Raw genomic sequence first — 23271 nt, forward strand, 5'->3', positions numbered from 1 at the left:
GGTCAGATACCCAGCACGAAGAGCCAGAACGAGACGGTGAGGATACTGAGCACTGTCGAGATCAGCACCGTGTTGGTCGCCACGTTGACGCCGCGATTGTAGTAGGTGGCGAAGACGTAGGCATTGATGCCGGAGGGCATCGCGGCCAGCAGCACGCCGTAGCGTGCAATCTCATGGTCCACATGCAGGATCGGCACCATCAGCGTCCAGGCGATCAGGGGCTGCAGCACCAGCTTGAGCAGGGACATGCTGAGGGATTGCCCCCAGTTGTCCGAGAGCTTGTATTCGTTGAGGGCCCCGCCGAGGCCAAACAACGCCACCGGCGTCACCGCTGCTGCCATCATCGAGACGAAGGCCTGGGCCGGCTCAAACAACTGTATGCCGGCCAGGTTTGCGCCGACGCCGAGGACGATGCCCCAGAGTAAGGGGTTGGAGATGATGCGGATGAAGGCCACGCCAAGTGCCTTGTGCAGCGGCGCACCATCGCGGCGCACAAGTTCCATCACCAGCATGGCCACGGTGATCAGCACCGAGGCGTGAAAGGCAATGATGGTGAAAGCGGTGGCCAGCGCCGTGGGCCCATAGGCGCGCTGCAGGATCGGGATGCCGATCAGCACGGTATTGGTGAACATCGCCGAAAAGCCGGAGGACACCCCCTCGCCCGGACGGTTCTTGAAGAAGCGGATGGCGATGAAGATGCCCAGCACGAAGGAGGCGAAGGCTCCCGCGTAGAACGGCAGGATGACGCCCCAGTTGAAGGTGGTGGCAAAGTCGGCTGTCGCCATGGCGTTGAACAGCAGGCACGGGGTGGCGAAGTTGTTGACGAACTGCACCAGCCCGCGAACCCCCTCGGACGGAAACAGCCGGAAACGCACCGCGAGATTGCCCAGCGTGATGAGGGCAAAGACCGGCAGGACGACGTAAAGGATGGAAAGCATGGGGAGCCGCGGCGGGAGGAGGTTTCCTAGTGCACCCTGCAGCCGCGCTGGTCAATGCTACCTTCCTCATCAGATAAAATGAACTTAAACGAACCTCAATCGCACTTATTTCGCTTGAAGTGATGCCGGCTGACGCCCTAAGAAGCGATGGAGAGGGACATCGATGAACGCCCTGACTGCGCGGCAAGCTGAAATCATGACATTGGCGCGCCAGCATGGTCGCGTTGAGGTCGACACGCTTGCAGCACAGTTCGGCGTCGCGCCGCAGACGATCCGCAAGGACATCAATGTGCTGTGCGATCGCGGCCTGCTGGAGCGGCTGCATGGCGGCGCCACCATCCCGTCCGGCGTGGTCAACTTCGCCTACGAGGCACGCCGGCAGCAGGCCGCCGAAGGCAAGCGCCTGATTGGCATTGCCGCGGCCGCACAGATTCCCGATCAGGCGTCGATCGTCCTCAACATCGGCACCACCACCGAACAAGTGGCGCTGGCCCTGCGCCGGCACCAGGGCATTCTGGTGCTCACCAACAATATCAACGTCGCCAATATCCTGCGGACGGTCCCCGACGCCGAAGTCGTAATCGCCGGCGGGGTCGTCCGCCACGCCGACGGCGGAGTCGTGGGCGAGGCGGCGGTCGATTTCATCCGGCAGTTCCGCGTGGACTACGCGGTGATCGGCGCCTCGGCGATCGACGCTGACGGAACGCTGCTCGACTATGATTTTCGCGAAGTCAAAGTGGCGCAGGCCATCATTGCGACGGCGCGCAAGACCATTCTCGTTGCCGACGCCATGAAATTCACACGCACCGCGCCGGTGCGCATCGGTCACCTCGAACAGATCGATGTGCTCGTCACCGACGCGCCACCTCCCCCCCATATTGTCGAGATCTGCACCGCATCTGCCGTGCGCATCGAAATCGCCTCGCCAAGCGCAGAAGTGAGAGTAACCCAGTGACCAACGCCCCGCTGCAAAGCTACGACGTCTTCGTGATTGGCGGAGGTGTGAACGGCACGGCCATCGCCCGCGACGCTGCGGGCCGCGGCTACTCGGTCATGCTGGCCGAGATGAACGACCTGGCGTCCGGCACTTCGTCGGCCGCCACCAAGCTCGTGCACGGTGGACTGCGCTATCTCGAACACTACAAGTTCAAGCTGGTGGCGGAATCGCTGGCGGAGCGTGAAGTGCTGTGGGCCTCGGCGCCGCATATCATCTGGCCCCTGCGCTTCGTGCTGCCGCATTACAAGGGACTGCGGCCTGCCTGGTTTCTGCGCCTTGGCCTGCTGGCCTATGACACGCTGGGCGGACGCAAGCTGCTACCGCCGACCAGGACGCTGGACCTGCGCACCGATGTGACGGGCAAGCCCCTCAAGCCAGGCTATGCCACGGCCTTCGAGTATTCGGACTGCTGGGTCGACGACGCGCGACTGGTGACGCTCTACGCCAAGGATGCGGAAAATCGCGGGGCGCGGATCGCAACAAGAACCAAGGTCATCTCGGCGCAACGAGGCGAGGATGGCTGGACCATCAAGGTGCAGACACCAAGGGGCCTGGAAACCGTGTCGGCCAGCCTGCTGGTCAATGCCGGTGGTCCATGGGTCGACGACGTGATCAACCATGCCCTCGGGCGCAATGACGTCAAGCATGTCCGGCTGGTCAAGGGCAGCCACATCGTGGTCAAGAAGCTCTTCGATCACGACCGCTGCTACATCTTTCAGAACGCCGACAACCGGATCATCTTTGCCATTCCCTATGAAGGCGAATTCACCCTGATCGGCACCACCGACCAGGATTACGATGCCGAACCGGGCCCGGTCGAAATCAGTGCGGAAGAAACCGACTACCTGCTGTCGGCGGCCAGCGAGTATTTTGCCCGGCCGGTCGTGCGCGACGACATCGTCTGGACCTTTGCCGGCGTGCGTCCGCTATTCGACGATGGCGCCAGCGCTGCCCAGGAGGCGACGCGCGACTACGTCATCCGCACCGAAGCCGAAGACGGCGGCGCACTGGTCAACGTCTTCGGCGGCAAGCTCACCACGTCGCGACACCTCAGCGAGGAAGTGGTGGATGGCTTCGGCAAGCTGATCGGCCGCATGGGGCCGCGGTGGACCAAGGGTGCCAAGCTGCCGGGCGGCGAGTTCGAGACCACCGGGTTCGAAGCCGAACTGGCCCGTTTTCAGCAGGCGCATCCATGGCTCGATGCAGGGCATGCGCGCCGGCTCCTGCGCCTCTATGGCACCCGCTCCGCGCAACTGATTGGCGCGGCCAGCTCGGAAGCGGACCTGGGCGCCAACTTCGGCTCGAACCTGTATGCTCGCGAAGTCGACTATCTGATGGACGAGGAATGGGCGCACACGGCCGACGACGTGTTGTGGCGCCGGACAAAGCTGGGACTGCGGGTCTCCCCGCAGGATAGCGCGCGTCTCGATGCCTACATGGCCTCGAGACATAAGTGAGGGGAATATCATGAGCGGATATGTACTGGCCATCGATCAGGGCACGACGTCGAGCCGGGCGATCGTCTTCGACCAGAACCAGCAGATTGCCGGCCTTGGGAAGATGGAATTCACCCAGCACTTTCCCGCGTCAGGCTGGGTCGAACATGTCCCCGAGGAAATCTGGGCGACGTGCCTGTGGTCGGTCAAGACGGCGCTGCGCAAGGCCGGGATCACCGCTGCCGATGTGGCTGCCATCGGCATCACCAATCAGCGCGAAACCACCATTGTCTGGGACAAGGCGACCGGCAAGCCGATCCATAATGCCATTGTCTGGCAGGACCGCCGCTGTGCCCCGATCTGCGAAAAGCTGATCAAGCAGGGGTACGAGAAGATGGTCGCCCGCAAGACCGGGTTGCTGCTCGATCCGTATTTCTCGGGACCCAAGATCAAGTGGATACTCGACAAGGTCCCCGGGTCACGGGCCCGCGCCAAGAAGGGCGAACTGGCCTTCGGCACCGTGGACAGTTTTCTGATCTGGCGGCTGACCGGCGGCAAGGTGCATGCCACCGATGCCACCAATGCGTGCCGCACGCTGCTGTTCAACATCGAGACCAACCAGTGGGACGACGAGCTGCTGGAGATGCTGGACATTCCGGCAGCCATGCTGCCCGAAGTCATGGACAATGCCGCCGATTTCGGCACCGCAGACGCCGAGCTGTTCGGCGCCCCGATCCCGATCCGCGGCGTGGCTGGCGACCAGCAGGCCGCCACCATCGGACAGGCCTGCTTCGAGCCGGGCATGCTCAAGTCCACCTACGGCACCGGCTGCTTCGCGCTGCTCAATACTGGCAAGGACCTGGTGCGCTCCAGGAACCGGCTGCTGACCACGATCGCCTACCGGATCGACGGCCAGACCACCTACGCACTGGAGGGCGCCATCTTCATGGCCGGCGCCTCGGTGCAGTGGCTGCGCGACGGCCTGCGGATCATCAAGGACTCGTCGGAAACCGGCAAGCTGGCGCAGGCAGCCGACCCCGATCAGGAGGTCTACCTGGTGCCGGCCTTTGTCGGCCTGGGCGCGCCGTGGTGGGACGCCGAGGCGCGCGGCGCCATTTACGGGCTGAGCCGCAATACCGGCCGGTCGGAACTGGCGCGGGCAGCGCTGGAGTCGGTGAGCTACCAGACCAGCGACCTGCTCGACGCCATGCGCAAGGACTGGAAGGGCGCCCGCGATACGGTGCTGCGCGTCGATGGCGGCATGGTGGCGTCGGACTACACGATGCAGTTCCTCGCCGACATCCTCAACTCTCCAGTCGACCGCCCAACCATTCTGGAGACAACGGCGCTCGGCGCAGCCTGGCTCGCCGGCTGGAAGGCCGGCGTCTGGCCGGACATGGAGGGCTTCTCAAAGCGCTGGGCGCTCGATCGCCAGTTCAGCCCGCGCATGGACGAGGCGACGCGCAAGGCCAAGCTCAAGGGCTGGCGCAACGCCGTGAAACGCACCCTGACGGCAACCGTGCGGTAGCTTGCCGCCTAGTTCTTCCAGGCTTCGAAGCTGCCACCGGCGATGAACGCCCAGTAGGTGCCATAGCGGCTCTTGCGGCCCGGCGCGACCGACGCCTCGGCGAGGCCGAACTCGGTGAAGCGGGTGGACAGCAGCGTATTGCGATGGGCTGGCGAATCCAGCCAGCCTTGGATCGCTTGCTCCAGCGTCTTCTGGCCGCCCGCCACGTTCTCGCCGACGGCGCCCTGATAGCCGGCATCGGTCACGCGCTGCCGCAGGGTCACGCCGAGATTGTGCGAGAGCTTGTCCTTGCGCGCCATCAGGTTCGCCTGTGACCGCGCCGCGGCTTCCAGCTTGCTGCTGTACTGCAACGGCGGCCGGCCGTTGCGGGCGCGCGTGCCGTTGATCGCTGCGAGGATGGCTCCCTGGCTGAGCTTGCCGGGTGGGGTGGAGGTGGAAGCGCGGGGAGGCATTGCGGCGGTACAACCGGCAAGGAGGGCAGCCGCTCCAAGCGTACAAAACAGGCGTCTGGTCAGGGTCGTCATGGATCAGTCTCGCAGAGTGATCCCATACTTAGCGCAGGATTCTGAGGCGGAACAGAGTTCGACGCGAACAACTCACGCGATTGCGCTCGGGACGCGGCCGTGGTTCGCTGGGTCGTACGGAGAGGCAATGATGAGTCTGTTCGAGTCCTGGCTTTTCTGGGCCCTGCTTGCCGCCATCTTTGCCGCGCTGACGGCGATCTTCGGCAAGGTCGGCATCGAGGGGATCAATGCCGATTTTGGCACGCTGATCCGCACCGTCGTGATCCTCGTGGTGCTGTTCGGCATCGTCACGGCAACGCGCCAGTTCCAGCCTCTCGCCGAGATCTCGGGCAAGACCTGGTTCTTTCTGATCCTTTCGGGTCTCGCCACCGGCCTCTCCTGGATCAGCTACTACCGGGCCCTGCAACTGGGCAATGCAGCCCAGGTGGCGCCGATCGACAAGCTGAGCGTGGTGCTGGTCGCCATCTTCGCCACCACGTTCCTCGGCGAAAAACTGTCGCTCCCGAACTGGGTTGGCGTGGGCTTTATCGGCGTCGGCGCCGTGCTCGTGGCCCTCCGGGCCTGATCCGTCGCATTTGAAGAAAATTAAGCCTGTTCACGGACTTCGCTGGCGAAGACGGGCCGTTCGGCGCAGCCTCCGGTCATGAGAAGCTGAGGGGCTTGAGTTTCATGACCAGCATCGATGTCGACAGCGACCATCTCAACATCAGATCCGTCACGCATGGCGAGATCGCGTTGCAGGTCAGCCGCACCAAGCACATGTTCGTGGCCAGCGTCGTGGCCTCGATGAGCATCGTCGCTGTGGCGGCGCTCTTCATGTCGCTCTGGGTCTAGACGGCCTCCTCCGGCCGCCCTGCCCCAGTCCGGATCATGAACGCCACCACCGGCGCATAGGCCAGTACGGCAACCAGCAGGCCCAGCGTCCGGTCACCGGCCAGTGCCGCCAGCGGCAACAACCACACGACATTGACCGCGATATAGAGCCCGGTGGCGCGGGCATGCGAGGACCAGCGCCGCGACAGGCGCTGATAGGCGTGGCGCCTGTGCGCTTCGAACAGCCGTTCGCCCAGTCGCAGCCGCCGCGCCAGGGTGACCGTGGCGTCGGCGACGAACAGCGCCCCAAGGATCAGCCACTGCCAGAGCGTCAGCCAGCCGAGCGCCACGGTGGCCAGGGCGAAAAAGGCGATGATGAAGCCCAGAAACGTGCTGCCGGCATCGCCCATGAATATCTTGGCCGGCGCCCAGTTGAGCACCAGAAAAACGGCGGCCGATGCGGCCGTGGCGGCCAGCCACCAGAAAACCGGCTGGGCCAGCAGCATCGGCTGGCCCCAGACGGCGAGAAGCGCCGCGCCGCCGAGCATGAACGCCGCCTCCGAGGCTGCGATCCCGTCGATGCCGTCCATGAAATTGAAGAAGTTGACCCAGCACACAATCCCCGCGACGGCGAGGATCAGGATCACAAGTCCAGGCAGCGGCAGGCCTATTCCGGCCGTCAGCTGGGCGATCGGGACGCAGAGCGCCGCCAGGATACCGGCCAGCACCGTCTGCGCCGCCAGCCGATAGGCGGCCGGTACGGGCCGGCGGTCATCGAGAAAACCGACGGCGGCCATCACCAGACCGGCAGCAAGGACGAGCAGCGTCGGCCAAGGGGTGGAGAGTGCCGTCGAAAGCGCGGCCAGTGCTCCGCCGGCCACAATGCCGAGCCCGCCACCGCTGGGTGTCGGCCGGACATGCGACGACCGGGCATTGGGACTGGCCATGACCTGCAGATATTCGGCGTTGCGCATGACGAAGAAGGCCACGGCAAGCGACAGCAAGGCGGACAGCAGGGTCAGAACAAGGCCGAGAAGGAGCATTCAGGCCCTTCGAGGGAAAAGTGGTGCCCGGGACCGGAATCGAACCAGTGACACGCGGATTTTCAATCCGCTGCTCTACCAACTGAGCTACCCGGGCATCGCACGCAGCCCGCAGGTGCGTAGAAAGGTTGGCGGTTTATAGGGGGAAGATTTTGCTGGCGCAAGCAGGAATTCCGCCTTGTGCCCTAGTCCTCGTCCTCGCCCGAATCCAGGGTGGGCAGAGCGTCGTCATCGTCTTCGGGAGCCGGCTCGGCGGGGATCACATAGGCGCCTGACAGCCAGCGATTGAGGTCGATATCGGCGCATCGGCCCGAGCAGAACGGGTGATGGGCCTGGCTTGAGGGCTTGCCGCAGACCGGACAGGGGCGCGAGGGCTTGAGCTTGACGACATTATCAGCCATGGGCGGTCAAACGCCCGAGAGGGTCGATTGGTTGAGCCAGTTGAAATGCACCGGGTAGCCTTCGCCGGCCAGCAGCGACACCGTCTCGTTGAGCGGCAGGCCGACAACCGCGGTATAGGAGCCCTGCAGCTTGACCACGAAGGCCCCGGCAATACCCTGGATGGCATAGCCGCCCGCCTTGTCGCGCCATTCGGCGCTGGCGAGGTAGCTCTCGATCTCGCGGGCCGAGAGGCGCTTGAAGCGAATGCGGGTCTCGACAATGCGCCGGCGGGCGGCGCCGTTGACGGTCAGCATGGTCACCGCCGTATAGACGCGGTGCGAACGGCCCGAGAGCAGGCGGAGGCACATGCTGGCCTCCTCCATCATCTCGGCCTTGGGCAGGATGCGACGGCCGACGGCCACGACCGTATCGGCCGACAGCACCAGCGCATTGTCGGCAATGCCGGAGGTCTTGGCCTTGTGCTGGGCGGCAATGGCCTTTTCATCGGCGAGGCGCTGCGCCAGCTTGCGCGGCAATTCGCCCTTTTCCGGGGTCTCGTCGATATGGGCCGGCACCAGATGTTCGGGCTCGATGCCGATCTGGTTGAGCAGCGCCAGGCGCCGCGGCGAGGCCGAAGCCAGAATCAGTTCCGGACGCGCGGCCATGCCAGTCCCTGTTCGAATCAGTACGTGATACGGCCCGCACCCAAGTCGCCGGGGGCCGAATTGGCGCGAAGCTATACTGGAGTTGCGCGACTTTGTGAACCACCCGACCCGGCCGAGGCCACAAGGGGTTCGAGGCGTGTGCGCACCTTTTGCTGCAGGCTGTCGCGCAGCGTCCTATAAGCCGATAGCACCGCCTCGCGGTTGCCCTCGACCAGCGTCGGATCGGGCAAGGGCCAGTGCTCCAGCGCCCCCATCTCGAAGCCGCGCTGCGCCACCGCCGTCTTGGCATCCGCCGACAGCGTCACCACCAGATCGAAATGGTTGGCGGCCAGTTCGTCCATGGTGTGCGGCGTATGCACCGACATGTCGATGCCGACCTCTTCCATCACCTCGTGCACAAAGCCGTCGGCCTTGCCCGAGCGGACGCCGGCCGAGCGCACGATCAACCGGCCGGGGAAGAACTTGCGGGCGAGCGCCGCGGCAATCGGCGAGCGGACCGAGTTCATCGAGCAGACGAACAGCACCGTCGGCAGGTCGCTTTCGCGCTCGTCGATGCGCCGGGCAAAGGGCTGCACCGCGCAGATCAGCGTGAACAGCCGCCGGGCGGTGTTCAGGTCCATTTCGAGCTTGTTGTCGAGCCGGGTGCGCAGCAGCTCTGCGGCCTCGTCGTGCAGCCCGCGACGGGCCATGTCGACCGCCTCGATCTGGAACGGCGAGGAGGTCTTGATCGCCTCGTAATAGCTGTCGCGAATACGGAAGTAGTCGCGGATCAGGCGCCGGAACGGCGTCAGCGACAGGTAGTGGGCGGCAATCGGCTCGTAGGTCTGCGGATGGCGCACGTCGAGCACGATGTAGTTGGCGACAATCGAGACGTGCAGCGCATAGGGCCCCCTGGCCTTGACCCGCGCGGGATGAAACTTGTTGCTCTCGACCAGATCGTAGATGGCGATGCGCCACTCGTGCACTTCGTCTGGGTTGATCGAGGTGATGGTGTTGGGATCAAGGGTGACCGCGACGATCCTGTCGGTCTCCGGGTCGAAATCGCGAGGGGTTAGCGCCATCTATCCCGACTTGGTTGACCGTTGCGCGCGGCGTTGCGCCGTTTCCCGCACAAGCAATGCTGCTACCTGTTTAGCCGGATCGACACCGAGCGTCCATGCGCATCAAGGCCTTCGGTCCGCGCCAGGGTAATCGCCGCTTCCGACAGTTCGGCCAGTGACGATGGATCGCAGCCCAGGAGGCTGGTGCGTTTCATGAAGTCGAGGACGCCGAGGCCGGAGGCATAGCGGGCCGACCGGGCGGTCGGCAGCACGTGATTGGAGCCGCCGACATAGTCGCCGATCGCTTCGGGCGTGTGGTGTCCGAGGAAAATGGCGCCGGCATTGCGGATCTTGCCCAGCAGGGCCCGTGGTTCGTCCAGCGCCAGTTCCACGTGTTCGGAGGCAATGCGGTTGGCCAGTTCGACCGCTTCGCCCATGGAGGCAACGAGGATGATGGCGCCGAATTCCTCCCAGCCGTCGCGGGCGATCTCCTCGCGGGGCAGCAGGGCGAGCTGGCGCTCGACTTCGATAGCGACGCTATCGGCCAGCGCCGCATCGTCGGTGACGAGGATCGATTGCGCCCCGCCACCGTGCTCGGCCTGCGCCAGGAGGTCGGCGGCCACCCAGGACGGGTTGGCGGACTTGTCGGCAATGATCAGCACTTCGGACGGGCCGGCGATCATGTCGATCCCGACCGTCCCGAACACCTGCCGCTTGGCCGCCGCGACATAGGCATTGCCCGGCCCGACAACCTTGGACACCGGTGCTATGGTCGTCGTGCCATAGGCCAGCGCGCCCACAGCCTGCGCACCGCCGATGCGATAGATCTCGGTGATGCCGGCGATCTTGGCGGCCGCCAGCACGGCGTCGTTGACCTCGCCGCGCGGCGTCGGCACCACCATGGCGACGCGCTCGCAGCCGGCAACCTTGGCCGGCACGGCGTTCATCAGCACGGAGCTGGGATAGGCGGCGAGCCCGCCCGGAACGTAGATGCCGACGGCGTCGACCGGGGTCCAGAGCGTGCCGAGCGTCACCCCTAGGTGATCCTGATAGACATGGTCGAGCGGCCGCTGCTTTTCGTGGTGCGACCGGATGCGGTCATGCGCCACCGTCAGCGCCGAGCGCACGTCGGCCGGGATCCTGGCCTCGGCCTCGTCGATCTCGTCCGGCGTGAAGGCCATGCCAGCAGCCGTCAGCGGCAACCGGTCGAATTTTTCGGTATAGGCGAGGACAGCGGCGTCACCATTCTCGCGCACATCGGCAAGAATGGCGGCCACGGCCGTTCCGACCTCCTCGGACGCCTCGCGCTTGGAGCCGAGAAGCGCTTCAAAGTCGGCGGCAAAGCCGGGTTCGCTGCTGTCGAGGCGTTGCGGCATCAGTCGGCGTGCGCCGGCTTGAGCTTGGCGGCCCAGGCGGCGCCGAGGTCCTGCATGCGCGCCTCGAGGCACTCGACCGAGAGGCGGACGCTGCCGCCGCCGGCAAACGTCAGTTCGACGCAGCCGGCCGGCTCGTCGCCCTCGGGTGTGAAACGGATCGACAGCAGCTCGAGAACGCCATCGACTGCCTCGAGATTGAAGCCGGCAGTCTTGACGGCCTCGACGCGATCGAAATGCAGGGCGGTGCGCTTGCGCTGGCCCTGCTTGCCGTCGGCTTCCCAGGCATAGCGGTTCATCAGCATGGCAAAGCGCTTGTCGCGCCGGGCAAAGCCCATATCGCCGACGCGAACGATGGCGTCCTGCGTGGTGGCGGAGATCACGTCGAGATCCTCGGTATCAAGCGCCAGCAGCTTGAGATCGGTCATTGATGCGGTTCCAGACAGTGTTGGTGCGTTGTCACCGGAGATGGGCCTTGCCAGGCCGATCTACAAGCTCAGGAGGTGTGGAGCAAGCCGATTGGCGGCGCGCCCCTGTCCTGCCGCCCCGTCAGCCCATTACGCGTTCGATCTCGGCACCGCAGCCCGAGAGCTTGTCCTCGAGCCGCTCGAAACCGCGATCGAGGTGATAGATGCGGTTGACCATGGTCTCGCCGCGGGCCGCGAGACCCGCAATCACCAGCGACACCGAGGCCCGCAGATCGGTCGCCATGACCTGGGCACCCTTGAGCTCCTCGACCCCGGTCACCGTCGCCACCTGGCCATCCACCTTGATGTCGGCGCCGAAACGGGCCAGTTCGGCCACGTGCATGTAGCGGTTCTCGAAAATCGTCTCGCGAATGCGCGACACGCCGTTCGACATGGTCATCAGGGCCATGAACTGGGCCTGCAGATCGGTCGGGAACCCGGGGAACGGCTCGGTGTCGATATCGACGGCCTGGATGCCATTGCCATTGCGGCGGACGCGAACGCCGCCGGCCTCGTTCGAAACCTGCACGCCGGCCTCGCCCAGAATGTCGAGGGCGCTCTGCAGGTGCTGGCCGCGGGCGTTGCGCAGCAGCACGTCGCCACCGGCCATGGCGGCGGCCATGGCATAGGTGCCGGTCTCGATACGGTCCGGCACCACTTCATGGGTCGCGCCGTGCAGTTCATCGACGCCTTCGATGGTCAGCGTGCGCGTGCCGATGCCGGTGATGCGGGCGCCCATCTTGACCAGGCATTCGGCCAGATCGGTCACCTCGGGCTCCCTGGCGGCGTTCTCGATCACCGTGGTACCCTTGGCGAGGGTCGCGGCCATCATGATCACGTGGGTGGCGCCGACGGTGACCTTGGGGAAGCTGATGCGCGCGCCGCGCAGACCGCCCTTGGGGGCCCGGGCCACGACGTAGCCCTCGTCGATATCGATCTCGGCGCCCAGTTCCTTGAGGCCATAGAGGAACAGATCCACCGGACGGGTGCCGATGGCGCAGCCGCCGGGCAGCGATACCCGCGCCTCATGCGCCCGGGCTAGCAGCGGCCCGATGACCCAGAAGCTGGCGCGCATGGTCGAAACCAGTTCGTAGGGCGCCGTGGTGTCGACGATTTCCCCCGCCGTCAGGGTCATGCGCTGGCCCGACATGTCCGGGCCGGGCTTGCGGCCATGGGCGGCGATATCGACGCCATGGTTCTCGAGGATACGCTCGAGCTGCTTGACGTCGGCGAGGCGCGGCACATTCTCCAGCACCAGCGGTTCCTTGGTCAGCAGCGAGGCGATCATCAGCGGCAGGGCAGCGTTCTTGGCCCCGGAAATGGGAATCTCGCCGCGCAATTCATTGCCGCCGATCAGTCGAATGCGATCCATGAGAAAGTCCTGGGAACTGGGCGCCGCAGGGGCACTCCGGGGTGAACGTCAAGTCTCCGACCGGCACCTAGCCGATCGGCAAGCGGCATTCAAGCGCGCGGGCACCTACTCGGCCGGACCGCCCTGCGGCGGCTTGCCGGCAGCGCCCGGCGCGCGCACTTCACTGTGCGTCCGTGCCCGCACCTGAGCCTTGCGGCGCTTCAGGTTCTCACGGAGCTTTGCGGCCAATCTTTGCTCGCGCAACCTGGCTTCGTCGGATTTTGACATGAAAGCGTTAACCAATAGACGTCGGACAGCATCCCCCTTGGTAGGCGCTTTTTAGCCTTGCGTCGAGGATGACCCTATGGCAGTAGACGCGGCGATTGCAGGGCGCCCCGCGCGTTCCCTGACTTCGGTACGCTGCAGTAGCTCAGTGGTAGAGCACTCCCTTGGTAAGGGAGAGGTCGAGAGTTCAATCCTCTCTTGCAGCACCATTCTTCCAAGCGAAGAACGCCAAAAGCCTCAATAACTTAGCGTTTTCCGTGGCTTCCGTCTCGAACGGAGCTACAAAGGATGTCACGACTCACATCACGGAAACGATGGCTGATGGCAGGCCCGTGGCCTCACCCAAAAACCGGCATCTTCTATTACCGGAAGGCCACACCCCCCGACATTCTGCGTGCACGGACTCGGCTGGCAGCACTCGGCGTTGAGGTGAAACGCGAGGTCCACCGATCGCTTGGCACGAAGGATCAACGTCCGGCCGAGCTACGACACCTGCAGATTGCGGCCGACCAGGAAGCCGAGTGGCAGCGCTGGCGGGATCTGCTTCGCGATGGTCCACGACAGCTTTCGCATCGAGAGGCGACCGGTATCGCCGCCGACTATTCCCGCGCCTTCCTGGCAAAACATGAGGACGATCCATTCGACGTCCCTCCGAGTACCGCCATTCAAGTGCCGAACGATGATAAGGAGGTATCTCACCTCGTTGCCTCGATGCCCGCGATGGAACTGGAAGGCCTACGGGCGGCACTGCTGTCCTACCTTAAGGCCGATGCTGTGCAGAGGAGGAGACTAGTCCCCGGCATCCTCGACCGGTTCCCGGCATATCGGGCGCTGATTGGCGCTGACTTGGCGACATCCCTGGAGAAGATGCACGGGGCTGACACCGAGGCGGCACTTTCGGAGGAGCGGCTTTTCACCGACTCTGTGTCGCGGCGACTTGTGAACCTCGGAATGGCCAGCCTGATGGGTGCGGCTCGCCGAGGTCTGGACGCACGACAGGGTGGCGACTATGGGCCCGTGCCGGAGCTTCAGGCTGCGCCAACCTTCACCTCATCCGTTGTCGCGCCCGGATTGACGAAGGAGCCGTCGGACACTCTTTCCCTGCTTGATCTGGTCGACCACAAGGCACGCACCAGAAGCATCAGCCCGAAAACGGTAAGCGACAACAAATCGTACCTTCGGAAGTTCATCGAGCATGTCGGCTTCGATGATGCCCGTCGGGTCGAGAAGAGGCACGTACGGCACTGGCGGGACACGCTTGCTGCACAAACTGACCCTGTGCTCGCCCCGAAGACCATCCGCGACAAATACATCTCGGCTCTGAAGTCCGCCCTCTCCCACGGCGTCGCGGAGTTCGACCTCCAGTTCAACGCCGCTGAGGGAGTCACTGATCGTCGGGAGTCCGAGAACAAGGGGCGAAAGGAGTGGACCGACGGAGAGGCGGCTCAAATCCTCACTGCAACCTTCAAGGGCTCTAAAAGGGCGCTTTCTGCGCCGCATCGGCGGGCGCTATTTTGGGTTCCATGGCTACTGGCATACACCGGCGCACGGGCCGGCGAGGTAACGCAGCTCAACGGTAGGAACCTCCTCAACAGCGGGGGCGTGCCGCACCTTCTCCTCACCCCGTTCGATGGCAGCACCAAGAGCGGTAAAGCTTGGGCCGTCGGCATCCATCAGCACCTAATCGATCTTGGCTTTCTTGAGTTCGTTCGGGAGGTCGGCGATGGCCCCCTCTTCTACGAACCCGCTGGCCACGGGGCGGTGCTGACGGACGAAGAGCGGCGCTCAAGAGTGATGGAATCCTATAAGAGGGTCGGCGACTGGATTACTGACGAGTTGGGCATCATGGCGCCACTTGGACGTCCTAACCACGCATGGCGTCATCGATTCACGTCAGTGAGCCGAGTGTGCCGGATGGACAAGGAGGCCCGCGACTTCATGATGGGCAGCCGATCACAGACAGACGCTCGCGAGGGCTACGGCGAGTGGCCTCCCTTGGTGCTCGACCGCGAAATCAACAGGCAGCCGCGGCTCGACGTTGAGGACACGGGGTGGCGGCCGTAGTGTCGTCTGGCTCTACGGTCCTCCGTAGCAGGCGCACGCTCGCAGGTATCACCGCCCGGCAGTAGTCAGCGCCTCGACGTCCTCCGAACTTAGAGCAAGCCGTGCACCTCTGGCGAGTTCACCGACTTGCTCCACGGTAGTGGCGGAGGCGATGGGCGCAGCTGTTCCCGGCTGTGCGTTAAGCCATGCCAATGCGATCTCGGAAAGCGCAGCATCGGTCCTCGCAGAAATCTCGTCGAGCGTGGCGAGGATCCTGAAGCCTTTGTCGTTGAGGTATTTCTCGACGACGCCAGGACCACGCGGGCTCTTTCCCGCATCGGCAGCCGTGCGGTACTTGCCGCTGACGAACCCTTTGGCCAGCGAGAAGTAGTGAATGCCGGACACGTCCTCGCGTACTGCGAGAGCCTGCACCTCTTCAAAGCCGAACCGATCGTAGAGGTTGTACTCGTTCTGGATCGTCTCGTAGCGGGGCAGCTTTTTGGATTGGGAAAGCTCTAGAGCCGTGCCGAGCAGCTTGGTGTCGTAGTTGCTGGTGCCGATAACCCTGACCTTCCCGGCCTTGATCAGCGCATCATAGGCGCGAAGAGTTTCCTCCTCTGGCGTATTCGGATCGGGACGATGGCTCTGGTAGAGGTCGACATAGTCTGTCCTCAACCGGCGCAGGGAGTTCTCGACCTCCTCGATGATCCATTTGGCGCTGAGGTCAGGATGCCCCTGCCCCATGTCCGACCCTACCTTGGTGAACACGAGCACCTTGTCGCGATTGCCGCGGGCAACTAGCCAGTTGCCGATGACGATCTCGGAGGCTCCCTTGCCGTAGACGTCGGCCGTGTCGAGCGCAGTGAACCCCTCAGCCATAAATGCGTCGAGGACCTTGAACGACTGCGGCTCGTCGATGGTACGACCGAAGACATTGGTGCCAAGGATCAACGGTTCGATGAAGAGGTCGGAACGACCCAGGCGGCGCTTGCTCATTGTGGTTCCACTCAATCTCAGCTCAATGTGAAAGGACGATCTTGCCGCGAACGCCCTTGGCAAAGGCGGTGTGGGCGGCTCCGAGGTCCTCCAATGGCAATGTGGCGGCGATCGGAATCTGCAAGTCACCACGGGAAGCGGCTTTGGCAACATCGAGCAGCACCTTTGCGTCGGTACGATGTCTCCCCGTTTCGATGGTGACTCGATTGTCGTCATTAAGGCCGTCGGGCACCCGAACGATGGTGAATATCCGACCACCGTCAAGGACGTGATCGATGGCGTTGCCTACCACGGGTGCTGCAGCGCTGAGGGCATACGAGAAAGACGGACTTTCGGTCGGGAGGGTTATGTCGATCGCTTCGCAACCAAGCGCCCTCGCCTCTGCGAGCCGTTCTGACCGCACGCCGGCTACCGGCGTCGCTCCGATCTCCTGAAGGTACTGAACGGCCGCCCGCCCTACCATGCCAAGCGCACCTGAAATCAGTACGCGGTCTCCGGTCTTGACGCCAATCCGATCGAGCGAGCCACGAGCCGTGAGACCGGCCTTGGGTAGTGTCACGCCGGTGTGGAAACCCAGATTGTCGGGCAGTCTCGCAATCGCGGTGATTGGAGCGACACCATACTCGGCATGCGACCCCCGCCCGTTCGTAGCAAAGTCCGCAATGACTCTGTCACCGACCACGAAACCTTGGACATCGGACCCCACCGACTCGATGATACCGGCGCCGTCGCCACCCAGTGTGGCGGGTAATTCAAGCGGGACCATCTGCGCCATGCGGCCGTCGCGGAGCATGATGTCGAAGTGGTTCACGGCGGACGCCATCAGCCTGATGAGCACCTCGCCACTGCCTGGCTGCGGCGTTGGAACATCGTCCGCCCTGACCTGATCAACACCGCCGTAGGCGTGGATGCGCATTGCCTTCACTGAATGACTCCTCGAGATAAGATCATTTCCACGTGGCATGCGACGCAGGGAGGAAAGCCACCCGCGTCAGAAAGTCTCTGAGCAGGATGCGCCATACGTGCCAGTCATGGCCGCCATGGATAAAGCATAGGGTGACCGGCAGCCCCGCCTTAACCAAGGTACTCACCTCCCGCGCTGTGCCCGTAGAGATGTCGCGATAGCCCACGGCGTGGCCGACATCCTGCCACCCAGAGCCCACAAAGATGGACTTGTCGCGCAGGGCAGCGATCTGCCCTTCGGTCAACGTCTCGTGCGCTGCGGGTAGACCTGCGCTCATGACGCCATAGTAGTCGAAGATTTCCGGGTATTTGATGAGGAACGAGTTGGTCAACATGCCGCCCATCGAGAGCCCAGAGAAGGCACGCCCGCTAGCCGACCGCACCACGTTGTAGCGCTGCTCGATGTAGGGGATCAGGTTGTCGATGACGTCACGGTCATAGGACTCACCGAATGGCGCATCTGGCCGGCCCATAGCGTTGGGCATCACGATAACCAGCGGCTCGATCTCACCAAAGGCAACAAGATTGTCGACGATGTGCTGGGCCGCGCCCTGTGTAGTCCAACCCATCTCGTTCTCGCCGCCGCCGTGACTGAGGTATAGCGTCGGATATGGTTCCGCCCGGTCAGGATCGTAGCCAAACGGCGTATAAACTACGGCATAGTTCTCATCGATTGGCGTCACGTGGCCCGGTGACGGGTACGTATGGTGCGTCAGCCTACCGTGCTCTGAGGCGGGTCCCTGCCATGCGAAGTTGACCGACTTGAATTGCGGATCTGCAGGAACAAACACCTGGCTATTGGGCGCCAAGGATCCGAGCTTCTCGCCATTGACTTCGTTCCATGGTGGATTGTCAGGGTCGGACATTGGCGTCACGTCCGTTCCATCCACGACTGAGCTGTCCACCAGGAAACTGTATGTGAAGACGCCACCAGGTAGCGGCGTAGTGAATGTCCAGTAGCCCTCGGCGTCGCGTTCCATGGGCATCACCGGCCAATTTGGGCCAGTGCCGTTGGGATGTGCCATGGGGATATCGCCAGGAAGCCATTGCTTTGGCGAGATTCCTTGACTCTCGACCACAGGCAGCACCGCGGTTCCAACGCTATGTTGCATGGCGCTGGGACGAGAAAAGGACCACTCGCCCTTGATGTGCACGCTTCGCGCTGTGGGGTTCCACCATCGGAACGTAACCTCATAGCCGCTTGGTGCCGTTCCGGTCCGTGCAACGTTTGCGCTCATGCTTGCCCCGTCTAGTTTGCGTAGAGGACTTCGTGCACGCCCATGTCCCCGTGCCGCCAGTAGGCTGCTGCCCGGATATGACTGGTCGGTTGCCCTCGCTCCTCTACGAAAACTGCCCGCAGAGATTTCGCCCATGTTGACTCACCGGCAATCCAGACAAACCCCTCACCGTCCGGTAATGCGACTTCACGCGCTAGATCAGTTGCATGCACCCTCTCGGCCCCATGAAGCCAGTGGATCGTTAGGGCTGTCGACGTCGTAAGCGGTATCTCGCCCTCCTTGCCATCAACTTGCGCAATAACGATGACCGGCACGGAGGGCCGCAACTCTTCCAGCCGCCGCGCAATAGCCGGCAGGGCGGTGTCGTCGCCGATCAGCACATACCAATCGAAGCTATCCTCGATAACAAAGGACCCGCGTGGTCCACCTATCTCCAGGGTGCTGCCTACGTCCGCCAACTTTGCCCAAGCCGTGGCCGGCCCTGCGTCGTGGTGAATTGCGAACTCGATGTCCAACTCCAAGGTAGCTGGATCGAACCTACGGGGCGTATAGTCCCGCGCAGCAGAGCCATCGACGCTACTAAAGAAGAGCTTGATGTGATCGTCGAAGCCTAGCGACGTGAAACCTACGAGATCGGGGCCGCTCAACGTCAACCGAAGAAGGCCGGAAGATAGTTGCACGCGCCGTTTGACTGTGAGTGTCCGTCGTCGTGTCTCGTGCCGAACACGCTTTATGCGCGACGGGGTCGCATCGGATGGGCTCATGTCGTCAAGCCTTTGAGCTGAGGATGGGGACCGGGATATGGCGCCCGGATATTTCGGAACCGGCATTTTGATCGAGCTTACGCATCAGAGTAGCGGACAACAGTGCGACCGTGGCTACGACCAGGAAGGTGATTTGGAAGTCGGAAAACACGAGAGTTGAACGACTCTGCAGCGAGCTGGACACTTCAAGGGTCAGGGCCGCGAAAGCGACGCCCAACACCATAGCCAGCTGCTGAAGCATACTCGAAAGGGTCGTCGCAGAACTGCGCCCCTCTGCATCGATATCGGCGAACGACAAGCTGCTCAACGCGGTAAACTGCATCGATCGCGTAAGTCCTGCGGGGACGAGGACAGCGAGAATTATCGGAAGCGGAGTGCCCGGTGCCAGAGCAGCACACAGAGCGATGCAGACGGCAGCCAACACTCCGTTGAAGACTAGCACAGTGCGAAACCCGAAGCGGCGCAGAATGGGGGTCGTCACTGACTTCATGACGAGGTTGCCGATGAAGTACCCCATCGTGAGGCTACCTGCCTCCAAGGGGCCCAGTCCGTACACCACTTGGAAGAATAGGGGCAACAGGAACGGCATCGCGTTGATGGCGATCCGCGCATAGCTGCCGGCAAACAGGTTCGACATAGCGAACGTATGCTGCTTGAAGGCCGCTAGATCGAGCAGAGGATGCTGCATACGGCGCAAGTGGAGAACAGCTTGTATCCCGGCGCCAAGACCAAGGACCACCAGGAGCGACGATTGCAAGGCCGCATCCTTGAAGTGGACGAAACTCTCAAGGCCAAGCAACAAGCTGGCAAGTGCCAGTCCGCAGAGTACGAAACCCAACCAGTCCAGGCGGCGAGGCCGGCGCTCACCAGTGTCGCGAACAAATGCCACGACCGCGAAGAGGACCGCAACGCCCAGTGGCAGGTTCATCAGGAAGTTCCACCGCCACGAAAAGAAGCTGGTGATGGCGCCTCCCAATGTGGGGCCAATTACGGGCGCGAGTAGCGCCGGCCAAGTGATCAGCGCCATCACCTCAAGCATCTGCGCCTTGTCGGCACTTCGGATTGCGATTAAGCGGCCGACAGGGATCATGAAGGCACCGCCGATCCCCTGCACCGCCCTCGCGGCTACAAACTGCTCGAGATTGCCAGCTAACCCGCATGCGGCGGACGACGCCGTGAATAGGATGATGGCGAACAGAAAGACACGGACCGCACCGAAGCGATCGGCCAACCATCCGGCGATCGGAATGAAAATCGCGCTCGTCAGCAAATAGGTGGTGACACCAACACTCATCTGCAGCGGCTCAATGCCAAAGTCCCGCGCCATTTGCGGGAGCGACGTTGCGATGATCGCGCCATCCAGCATCTGCAGGAACAGGACAAACGCGACGATCAAGGCAACGCGACGAGCGGGCATATGAGTGTCCTGGTGTTAGCGCCCGGCTACGATGGTCAGCCTATAGGTGGTTCTCGTCGTGCCGTCAGGCGCAAGGACCTCGATGACGTGGTCGTTGGTCGTATCAAGGGTAAAGACTGCGCCAGAGGCCGAAGGGCTCCCATTGATCGTCATCGATGCACGAGTCGACGTGGTGGTAGCTTTCACCTCCGCGGTGAACACCCCCTTTGGCAGAACTGCAGTGTACCGTTGCTGGTCCGGACGAAATCCGGGCTTCAGCGTGGCGCCATTGGCAGCGAGGTTGCTCAACGTCGCGATCTGTTCGGGCGGCACCGACAGACAGGTCTCCTTGCGGATATTCAGTGCAGCCCAGTTGGGATCCGTGAGTCGGTCGCCGACCACTACATGCCACACATCAGCATCGATCGGCCGCAGGGAGGGAGTGAGCACCGCTTCGCCGTTGTCGACCAAGAGCTGGCAAGCACGCTCTAGATTGTCTAGGTAAGTCTCGCCGTAGATCGTCTCGTCATTGTGGCCGCCATAGCTCTCCTTGATCTTCCCTCGCACCTTTGAGCGGAAGACCTGAAGTGACGAGAGGTAGTGATCGATGGGCCACATCCCTGGAAACTGCATCCACAGGGAGTCGGTGATTGTTGGCCGGTTGCTGCCGACGGCGTCACTCGCGAAAAGTAGTCCGTTCGCCTCGTCGAAGAGGATCACATGCCCTGGGCTATGGCCTGGCACCTCATAGACGTCGAGTCTCCGACCTCCAAGATCAAAGCTCATGCCTTCGTGGAGGTCTTCGATCCGCTCCATCTCGATGTCGAGCTTCATATCATCCGAGAACCGCTCAACCATGGGTCGATCCAGGCGGTTCATGAACACCTTGCTCTGGTTGCGCTGGAACTGTGCCGTGTTGACGATGTGGTCGGGGTGACCGTGGCTGATCACGACGTCCAGCGGGCGGTCGCCCACTAGCGGTTCAACAAACGCCCTTAGGTCGCCTCGCCCGAGACCAGTGTCAATGAGGACCGCCCGCTCATTGCCCACGACCAGCATCATCTTGGTGTCGTCGTAGTCGATGATCTGATGAACACCGGGGTGGACCTCCTTGCGAAGGAACACATCCTGGGAGCGCCTCTGGATGGTGTAGTCGAAGGTCGCCACGTCGCTTGGAACCAAACGATCCGCAAACGCCAGCGCCTTCACCACGTAGGTCGTTGTGAGACCCTTCTCGCCATCATCGAGGGCTTCCAGCGGCGGGAGCCGGAAGGGGTCGAAGACAGGGCTATCGTCGACGGGATCACTGCCATCGATGGTATAGCGAATGATGGCGTCAGGGGTATCGCATAGCAACGTCACTCTCTGCGAGACACCGAACGCTCCGGGACTTGGAAACGCGGTGGGTGTTGCGGTCTTCTGGTCAGCCGTCATGCTACCCCTTCCCTATCAGCTCTGCTGGCTGGTGATGTCGCCGATCCACGTGATGAAATCGGCCGCATCTTCGTTCGCGCCATGTCCGGCGTCCCAGTACATCGCGGCATTAACGTCGTCGCCCTGGTTTTCCAGAGCGGCGGCCAGGTTGCCAACGACGGTCAACGATGTATCGCTGTCCTTGGTACCTACACGTATCCACCAGTGCCTCGCGCGGCCGGGGTTCCCAGCTGCAATGAAGGGCATCGGGTTCATGAGCTCGAGCTTGGCCAGCAGTTCCTCATCGAGCTTCGCGGTGGGATCGTTGCCGGCGGCACGAAGGCTGTACAGCGTGAAATGCCTCGCCTTTGTCTTGCCAAGGCCAAAGAGGTTGTTCTCGCCCGTACTTGGGTCGAAAGCATCAAACGCGGGGGCCGACTTCTTCCGAGCACCAACGTGTGTCAAGAAGTCAGGCCACGAGAATGTCGCAGTGTCGCCGGTCCAACCGATGAAGGGATTGGCCTCGAGATAGTTGGCCCGATCAGCATCCGCCAGCGCCGCAAGATACTTGGTGGCCGCCGGCTGCAGGTATGTCTCGAGAAGGTACTCATCGTAACGATCGGCCGTGAGTGGACCGAAATCGCCTCTCCCCTCGAGACCGAGTTCACTTTGATAGTCGGCGAACGCGGTGGCCAGGTCGTTGGATACGTCCTGATCAAGCGACGCGCCTGAGGCAACCGGATTGCTCCCCCAGTTCCACTCGTAGGCCATGTCGGCGTGCTCTAGATCGGTAATCGGGCACCAATCGCCGCTGGCGAAGATCGCGTCGCTCGCGTCCGCCGCACCCAGTTCGGCCAGATAGGGGGCGAACAGCGAGCTGTCCCCCGAAGCGCCGAGTAGCGCAGAGAGCGCCCCACCAGCGCTCGTTCCTGACGACACGATATGGTCTACGTTTCCCGGCAAACGCCCCTTGTTGAAGCGCACATATCGTACCGCTGCCTTGAGATCGACTATGGCGGCCGGCGCAACCCCATAGTAGGTGCCCTCGCCGTCAACGAGCGTTCGGCCTCGAGCACCGGGCTCCACCACGACATACCCAGCCGCCAAAGCGAGCTTTGCGTTGGAAACGCGCTGGCCTCCAGCGATCATGGCGTTGCCACCCGACGGGACTTCAAATCCTTCAGGCAAAGCGCCGCCGGGAGCATTCCCGGGCATACCTCCGGGAGGCATACCCATCATTGGTGCACTGTCGATGCCAGTGGCCTCCGAAACAGACGATGGCATGTAGCCGCCAACGGCGTTGGCGAACAGGATCGGGGCGTTCGTCGCATCAATTGCCACGCCGTCGACTGCAGTGGGCACGCTCACGTTGAGACTTTGATACGTCGGGTCTATCGGCTTACCGACATAGGTCAGGCCCTTGTAGAAGCGGTAGGTGACCGATTTCTCGCTGCCATCGGTGAGCACAGTCGTCGTCAGCTCGGTGAAATTGCTCGGATCGAACTCAAGCGAGACGCCGGCACTCGTTTGCGCGAATGATCGCCCAGCAAGACTCGCAACGCCCAGCATCGACGTTGCGGCCAAACCCAACTTCAAGACATCTCTTCGGCTCTGCAT

The 23271-nt window shown here is 63.0% G+C and carries 23 protein-coding genes, 2 tRNA genes and 1 pseudogene; 7 read left to right on the forward strand and 19 right to left on the reverse strand.

Translation table 11 applies throughout. The features are described 5' to 3' along the window. Positions 1–2: 2 nt before the first annotated feature. On the reverse strand, positions 3–938 hold the full coding sequence (locus tag AC0L4C_RS00250) for an AEC family transporter (RefSeq protein ID WP_473401502.1): 936 nt from the start codon (positions 936–938) through the stop codon (positions 3–5). Between the two features lie 163 nt (positions 939–1101). Here AC0L4C_RS00250 and AC0L4C_RS00255 point away from each other — a divergent pair, with 163 nt between their 5' ends. The 3 genes from AC0L4C_RS00255 to glpK are packed head-to-tail and all read left to right on the forward strand — an operon-like array spanning position 1102 to position 4899. Continuing rightward, entirely contained in the window at positions 1102–1893 is a 792-nt protein-coding gene (locus AC0L4C_RS00255; protein ID WP_473401503.1) for a DeoR/GlpR family DNA-binding transcription regulator, read from the forward strand. Continuing rightward, complete coding sequence (glpD, locus tag AC0L4C_RS00260) at positions 1890–3392, forward strand: glycerol-3-phosphate dehydrogenase (protein ID WP_473401504.1); 1503 nt, start codon at positions 1890–1892, stop codon at positions 3390–3392. The genes AC0L4C_RS00255 and glpD overlap by 4 nt, the downstream gene beginning before the upstream one ends. Positions 3393–3402: 10 nt before the next feature. Next, positions 3403–4899 carry a glycerol kinase GlpK gene (gene glpK, locus AC0L4C_RS00265; protein ID WP_473401505.1) on the forward strand — a complete coding sequence of 499 codons (1497 nt, stop codon included), beginning with the start codon at positions 3403–3405 and terminating at the stop codon, positions 4897–4899. 8 nt (positions 4900–4907) lie between these two features. Here glpK and AC0L4C_RS00270 read toward each other — a convergent pair whose 3' ends face one another. Further along, positions 4908–5423, reverse strand: coding sequence for a CAP domain-containing protein (locus AC0L4C_RS00270; RefSeq protein ID WP_473401507.1), 516 nt, complete (start codon positions 5421–5423; stop codon positions 4908–4910). A gap of 127 nt (positions 5424–5550) precedes the next feature. Between AC0L4C_RS00270 and AC0L4C_RS00275 the strand changes: the two genes are divergently transcribed. Next, positions 5551–5988 (forward strand): EamA family transporter, encoded by a 438-nt coding sequence (locus AC0L4C_RS00275; RefSeq protein WP_473401509.1) that lies wholly within the window; start codon positions 5551–5553, stop codon positions 5986–5988. A gap of 104 nt (positions 5989–6092) precedes the next feature. Continuing rightward, positions 6093–6257: a hypothetical protein gene (locus tag AC0L4C_RS00280; RefSeq protein WP_473401511.1), complete on the forward strand. Its 165-nt coding sequence runs from the start codon at positions 6093–6095 to the stop codon at positions 6255–6257. On the opposite strand, the gene AC0L4C_RS00285 is transcribed toward AC0L4C_RS00280, so the two are convergent. From AC0L4C_RS00285 to AC0L4C_RS00330, 10 genes and pseudogenes are all read right to left on the reverse strand, one after another. Next, positions 6254–7279 (reverse strand): MraY family glycosyltransferase, encoded by a 1026-nt coding sequence (locus AC0L4C_RS00285; protein ID WP_473401512.1) that lies wholly within the window; start codon positions 7277–7279, stop codon positions 6254–6256. The genes AC0L4C_RS00280 and AC0L4C_RS00285 overlap by 4 nt on opposite strands. A gap of 21 nt (positions 7280–7300) precedes the next feature. Then, a tRNA-Phe gene (locus AC0L4C_RS00290) sits at positions 7301–7376 on the reverse strand. A gap of 88 nt (positions 7377–7464) precedes the next feature. After that, positions 7465–7680 (reverse strand): DNA gyrase inhibitor YacG, encoded by a 216-nt coding sequence (yacG, locus tag AC0L4C_RS00295; RefSeq protein WP_473401514.1) that lies wholly within the window; start codon positions 7678–7680, stop codon positions 7465–7467. A 6-nt stretch (positions 7681–7686) separates the two neighbouring features. Further along, the gene (locus tag AC0L4C_RS00300; RefSeq protein ID WP_473401515.1) at positions 7687–8325 is read right to left on the reverse strand and encodes a Maf-like protein; all 639 of its coding nucleotides are present in this window, start codon (positions 8323–8325) and stop codon (positions 7687–7689) included. 71 nt (positions 8326–8396) lie between these two features. Beyond that, positions 8397–8900, reverse strand: coding sequence for an arsenate reductase ArsC (locus AC0L4C_RS00305; RefSeq protein WP_473403567.1), 504 nt, complete (start codon positions 8898–8900; stop codon positions 8397–8399). Between the two features lie 6 nt (positions 8901–8906). Beyond that, positions 8907–9386 (reverse strand): annotated as a pseudogene (locus tag AC0L4C_RS00310) (UPF0262 family protein); the annotation flags it as partial. 62 nt (positions 9387–9448) lie between these two features. Next, positions 9449–10741 carry a histidinol dehydrogenase gene (gene hisD / locus AC0L4C_RS00315; protein ID WP_473401516.1) on the reverse strand — a complete coding sequence of 431 codons (1293 nt, stop codon included), beginning with the start codon at positions 10739–10741 and terminating at the stop codon, positions 9449–9451. Beyond that, the gene (locus AC0L4C_RS00320; RefSeq protein ID WP_473401517.1) at positions 10741–11166 is read right to left on the reverse strand and encodes a DUF2948 family protein; all 426 of its coding nucleotides are present in this window, start codon (positions 11164–11166) and stop codon (positions 10741–10743) included. Before AC0L4C_RS00320 ends, hisD begins: the two co-directional genes overlap by 1 nt. Positions 11167–11287: 121 nt before the next feature. Continuing rightward, positions 11288–12577: a UDP-N-acetylglucosamine 1-carboxyvinyltransferase gene (gene murA, locus AC0L4C_RS00325; protein WP_473401518.1), complete on the reverse strand. Its 1290-nt coding sequence runs from the start codon at positions 12575–12577 to the stop codon at positions 11288–11290. A 105-nt stretch (positions 12578–12682) separates the two neighbouring features. Then, positions 12683–12805, reverse strand: coding sequence for a hypothetical protein (locus AC0L4C_RS00330; protein WP_473401519.1), 123 nt, complete (start codon positions 12803–12805; stop codon positions 12683–12685). A gap of 170 nt (positions 12806–12975) precedes the next feature. On the opposite strand from AC0L4C_RS00330, the gene AC0L4C_RS00335 reads away from it, so the two are divergent. Both AC0L4C_RS00335 and AC0L4C_RS00340 read left to right on the forward strand, forming a co-directional pair. Further along, a tRNA-Thr gene (locus AC0L4C_RS00335) sits at positions 12976–13050 on the forward strand. A 112-nt stretch (positions 13051–13162) separates the two neighbouring features. Then, positions 13163–14905, forward strand: a complete 1743-nt coding sequence (locus AC0L4C_RS00340) for a DUF6538 domain-containing protein (protein WP_473401521.1) — start codon at positions 13163–13165, stop codon at positions 14903–14905. A 48-nt stretch (positions 14906–14953) separates the two neighbouring features. On the opposite strand, the gene AC0L4C_RS00345 is transcribed toward AC0L4C_RS00340, so the two are convergent. The 7 genes from AC0L4C_RS00345 to AC0L4C_RS00375 form a co-directional block, all read right to left on the reverse strand. Beyond that, complete coding sequence (locus AC0L4C_RS00345) at positions 14954–15880, reverse strand: aldo/keto reductase (protein ID WP_473401522.1); 927 nt, start codon at positions 15878–15880, stop codon at positions 14954–14956. Between the two features lie 22 nt (positions 15881–15902). Further along, positions 15903–16796: an NADP-dependent oxidoreductase gene (locus AC0L4C_RS00350; RefSeq protein WP_473403568.1), complete on the reverse strand. Its 894-nt coding sequence runs from the start codon at positions 16794–16796 to the stop codon at positions 15903–15905. A 31-nt stretch (positions 16797–16827) separates the two neighbouring features. Then, positions 16828–17823, reverse strand: coding sequence for an alpha/beta hydrolase-fold protein (locus AC0L4C_RS00355; protein ID WP_473401523.1), 996 nt, complete (start codon positions 17821–17823; stop codon positions 16828–16830). Positions 17824–18092: 269 nt separating this feature from the next. Then, positions 18093–18911: a siderophore-interacting protein gene (locus AC0L4C_RS00360; RefSeq protein ID WP_473401526.1), complete on the reverse strand. Its 819-nt coding sequence runs from the start codon at positions 18909–18911 to the stop codon at positions 18093–18095. Further along, positions 18850–20262 carry a DHA2 family efflux MFS transporter permease subunit gene (locus AC0L4C_RS00365; protein ID WP_473401527.1) on the reverse strand — a complete coding sequence of 471 codons (1413 nt, stop codon included), beginning with the start codon at positions 20260–20262 and terminating at the stop codon, positions 18850–18852. The genes AC0L4C_RS00360 and AC0L4C_RS00365 overlap by 62 nt, the downstream gene beginning before the upstream one ends. 15 nt (positions 20263–20277) lie before the next feature. Continuing rightward, positions 20278–21675 carry an MBL fold metallo-hydrolase gene (locus AC0L4C_RS00370; protein ID WP_473401528.1) on the reverse strand — a complete coding sequence of 466 codons (1398 nt, stop codon included), beginning with the start codon at positions 21673–21675 and terminating at the stop codon, positions 20278–20280. A 15-nt stretch (positions 21676–21690) separates the two neighbouring features. Continuing rightward, a complete protein-coding gene (locus AC0L4C_RS00375; RefSeq protein ID WP_473401529.1) occupies positions 21691–23250 on the reverse strand; it encodes a subtype B tannase in 1560 nt (519 codons plus the stop codon). Positions 23251–23271 lie beyond the last annotated feature (21 nt).

The organism is Devosia sp. J20-27 (assembly GCF_055808595.1).